General features: G+C 62.3%; 4 protein-coding genes. All 4 read right to left on the bottom strand.

The features are described 5' to 3' along the window. Positions 1-389 precede the first annotated feature (389 nt). A complete protein-coding gene (locus tag KDL01_RS39675; protein WP_212533884.1) occupies positions 390-1,670 on the bottom strand; it encodes an ATP-binding protein in 1,281 nt (426 codons plus the stop codon). Positions 1,671-1,895: 225 nt separating this feature from the next. Further along, the gene (locus KDL01_RS39680; RefSeq protein WP_212533885.1) at positions 1,896-2,408 is read right to left on the bottom strand and encodes a hypothetical protein; all 513 of its coding nucleotides are present in this window, start codon (positions 2,406-2,408) and stop codon (positions 1,896-1,898) included. 166 nt (positions 2,409-2,574) lie between these two features. After that, complete coding sequence (locus KDL01_RS39685; RefSeq protein ID WP_212533886.1) at positions 2,575-3,051, bottom strand: hypothetical protein; 477 nt, start codon at positions 3,049-3,051, stop codon at positions 2,575-2,577. After that, positions 3,051-3,743: a peptide-methionine (S)-S-oxide reductase MsrA gene (msrA, locus tag KDL01_RS39690; protein ID WP_368861747.1), complete on the bottom strand. Its 693-nt coding sequence runs from the start codon at positions 3,741-3,743 to the stop codon at positions 3,051-3,053. The genes KDL01_RS39685 and msrA overlap by 1 nt, the downstream gene beginning before the upstream one ends. Positions 3,744-3,799: the final 56 nt, after the last annotated feature.

Consider the following 3,799-nt stretch of genomic DNA (forward strand, 5'->3'; position numbering starts at 1 on the left):
GCCCGGTATGGCTACGCCCGCCGACGAGGCGCCGCCCACCCGCTAGACCCACCCTTGTGGGTGGATGCCAGGGCTTACGCCCTGGCCACACCCCGCACGAACTCAGCCAGGCTCGCCCGCAGGCTCCGGCTCACGCTCCAGGCCGCGCACCCGCTCACACAACTCCGTGACCTGGGGCAGTGTGTTCGAATAAGACGCGAGAAGCTCCACCCTTGCCACCCTATTCGGCAGGCGCGAGCCCGGTCGGGCAACTCCCCCAGACATCTTCACCAGGGTCACCCAGCTTGACACCGGTCGCCGAGGCCGACAGGGCTTTGCCTGCCGAGGCAGAGACGGCCACCTCCAACCGCGCTGACTCCCGCTTGCGTCGTAATCCACCGCTGAGCTTGCTAGGGCGCCGTGCTTCGCCTACCCCAGCGAAGAAAGTAGGCGAAATATGGATCAGAAATATACAGAGTCCCCAATTCGTCATCGTAATCGACGACGGGCTCACCCTCGATTTGCTCACGGGCGATTTTCGACATCTCTTCAAGGACGCGCGTCACCTCGTGCCGCTGAGGTGCTTCGTCTAACATGATGTCCTTGAGGGCTGTACGCAAGTTTTCGTAAGTAATACTTGTCAGTGGCCCAGTTTTGGCAATAGCTTCTAGCACGGCGCCGTAAATATCGGTGATCGATCCATTTCGCAAAGCTCGTGCCTTGCGATCAGTTCGCTGCCGCGGACCACGCGCCAGCAGCTCGAAAGCTGACTTTGACGCTGAAGATGAACGCTCGATGAAGAAACTGGACCAGTTCGGCGCCTTCAGTTTGAAGGTCTTGGTTTGTGCTTCCCGGATGCCGTTATCCTTGCAAATGTTGAGGCAGAAATCTTGCATAAGATGCGGGCTCGCGAAGCTCTCCTCGACAAGCCGAGACGAAAGATTGGCGCCGCTATCGCCTACATTTAGCGCCTCAAATCCCTTTGTGGCAATTTCCATAAGCTCTTGATTTGTCCAGAAACTCACTTCAAGCTGCTGTACCCTGCCGGTCATCTCGCGCTCTACTCGGACGACGTCATATGCGCGATGAGGAACGGCGATGACCACCACGGGTAGGCCCTCGAAGATGAGGTCCTTTAGTCCGCGAACGATTTCCAGCTGTACTGGCTGTGCGATGTAGTGAAAATCGTCAATGACGACTGCTCGCATGGCGCTTATTAGTGATTTTCTAGCCGTGGAAGCCGCTGGGCGCGTTCGGCTTAAGCGATCGGACTGGGCTGACGAAATCTCAGAGCTTCCCCCTCTGCTTCCTTTCGCGATGGTAATGCCGATTTCCCCGCTAGCGGTGCGGCTGTTGCGCTCCTCTGTGTCAGTCGCGTGTTCAATCGTAGTGTATACCGAAAGCTCATCGAGGATTGTTTCCCAAAATCCGTCAATAGACGAGATGGCGCCGCCTGACAGCCAGAGTGCATCCTGCGTTGAAAGCATGTTCCTGACCAGGACCGTCTTTCCGGTCTTGGTTGGGCCCGAAATAGAGAGGATGCGATGCCGTTCGTCAAGATAGTCCTGGAAGGTTTGCTCCAGCTCCAGCGATGCCCGCGGGTTGTATGTGACGGTGGGGAGGCCCCCAGCTACGAAGACCTTACCTACGCGCAAGCCGTTCGCAATTTGAGGGCGACGATGGATGGGCATGGCCAGATAGTACCCTGGGTGAGCGCAAGATCACCAAGTGTCCATCGTGCTTCAAGCGAACTTCGTGATGCCCCGTGACAGGCGGCGGCGGGGGATCAAATTGTGCGGTGGATCAGCGGTCCCACCGCCCACCGTAGCCCCTCCCGGGGAGGAGTTGCGTCACGCATCCTCGCCAAGTTCACTTGGTGTGACGCCGGTGTCTCGCCGACCGCTGGTACTGCGCGCCTATTTGATCGCGGCGCCGGGGACCAGTGCAACCAGTGCGGAGATGATGGTGCTGATCGCAACCAGGGTGACGAGCGTGGACTTCGCGTCCGTGAAGAGGCCAGAGCAGAACTCTCGGACCTGGCGTCGAAGGATGAGCATCTTGAGCTTCTGGAACCGGTGCTGCCGGATCCAGCAGCCGAGCAAGAGTCCGTGGGCGTTGTTGCGGCACCCCTCAACCTCGCGTCCGCGCACGCGAACTTGCGCGCCGCACGTCACGGGCGCCTGGAAGAGAGTCCAAGCGGTGATAGCCAGCGACAGCGTGATGATGATTGCTGGGCCTAGCGTCCGATTTATCCAGGCGCCGATGAGGACTGCCGCAGCCAGCGCTCCCCACCACTTTGCCAGTCCGCCCGACAGCGCTGCTCTCGATCTCCCCATGAATACGGATTCTGCTTCACGGGCGCAGCGATGGCCAGGACAGTCGTCGAGCGCATGGGGGAGTGCGGAAGCGCGGCGGGTCGCGTCTGACACCCACCGTACGCTACTGCTGGACACCCGGCGATGCCCAGCAGTACGGACAACGATCAGTCGCCAGCAGGCGCGAGCCCGGTCGGGCAGCTGCCCCAGACGTCCTCGCCAGGGTCACCCAGCTTGACACCGGTCCCGCCGGGCGTAGGCGCTCCATTTGCGACCCCCATCACCAGCCTCGCGGTAGCGTGCGGGGCGTGCGTAGCCACCACCAGCGAACCTCCCGACCTTCAGCGAGTGGGCGCCAGTACTGCGACAGTTCGGCGCCATCGTCGTGGATGGTGAGATCAGCGAAAGTATCGTCCACATACTTTACGAAGCGGTGGATCTTCTCGGCGAGCGGTTCCGGCATGGCATCGAGGTACTCCTCAACCTGATCGCGGACCGTGAGATCGTTCAGGTACTCGTAGACCATGTAGTAATCCGCGTCCGGCCACGCCGTCGCCATGCGATTCACCAACAGCTGCCAGTGGCGGAGGCAGCCGAAGACTCCGTAGCTCGGCTCAGTCTGCTGTACTGACGACGCCGGGTTGATGCGTGACTGCTCGACCTTCAACCGTTGAAGATCGAGCAGTGAGATCGCCGCCTGTTCGTCTGCGTTCAGGCTGCGCGCGAGCTTGTCCAGCTCAGGATCAGAGTCACGCATCACTCCGCAGGCGCGAGCCCGGTCGGGCAGCTGCCCCAGACGTCCTCGCCAGGGTCACCCAGCTTGACACCGGTCCCGCCCAGGCCGCAGTAGCCGTTGGGGTTCTTGGCGTCGCTGAGGTACTGCTGGTGGTAGTCCTCGGCGTAGTAGAACTCGGTGGCGGGCTCGATCGTGGTGGTGATCTGGCCGTGGCCGGCTGCGGTGAGGACCTGCTGGTAGGCGTCGCGGCTGGCTTCGGCGGCGGCCTTCTGGGCGGGGGTCGTGTACTGGATGATGGAGCGGTACTGGGTGCCCGCGTCGTTGCCCTGGCGGTTGCCCTGGGTCGGGTCGTGGGACTCCCAGAACAGCTTCAGCAGGCTCTCGTAGCTGACTTCCTTGGGGTCGTAGACGGCGCGCACGACCTCGGCGTGGCCGGTGCGGCCCGAGCAGACCTCTTCGTAGGTCGGGTTCGGGGTGGCGCCGCCGGCGTAGCCTACGGCGGTGGCGTAGACGTCGTCGTGCCACCAGAACTTGCGCTCGGCACCCCAGAAGCAGCCGAGGCCGAAGACGGCCTCCTCATGACCTTCCGGCGTGCCCTCGATCTCCGTGCCGAGGACGGTGTGCGTTCCGGCCAGGCGGAACGGGCGCTCGGGGCGACCGGGGAGGGCCTCCTCCGGGGTCGGCAGGTGGTTCTTGAAGGGGTTACCGAAGATGCTCACGTAGGCGTTAACTGCCGGGGAGGGCGGAATGTTCCGGGGTCGGGGCGAGC

The organism is Actinospica durhamensis (genome assembly GCF_018139695.1).
GTDB lineage: Bacteria > Actinomycetota > Actinomycetes > Streptomycetales > Catenulisporaceae > Actinospica > Actinospica durhamensis.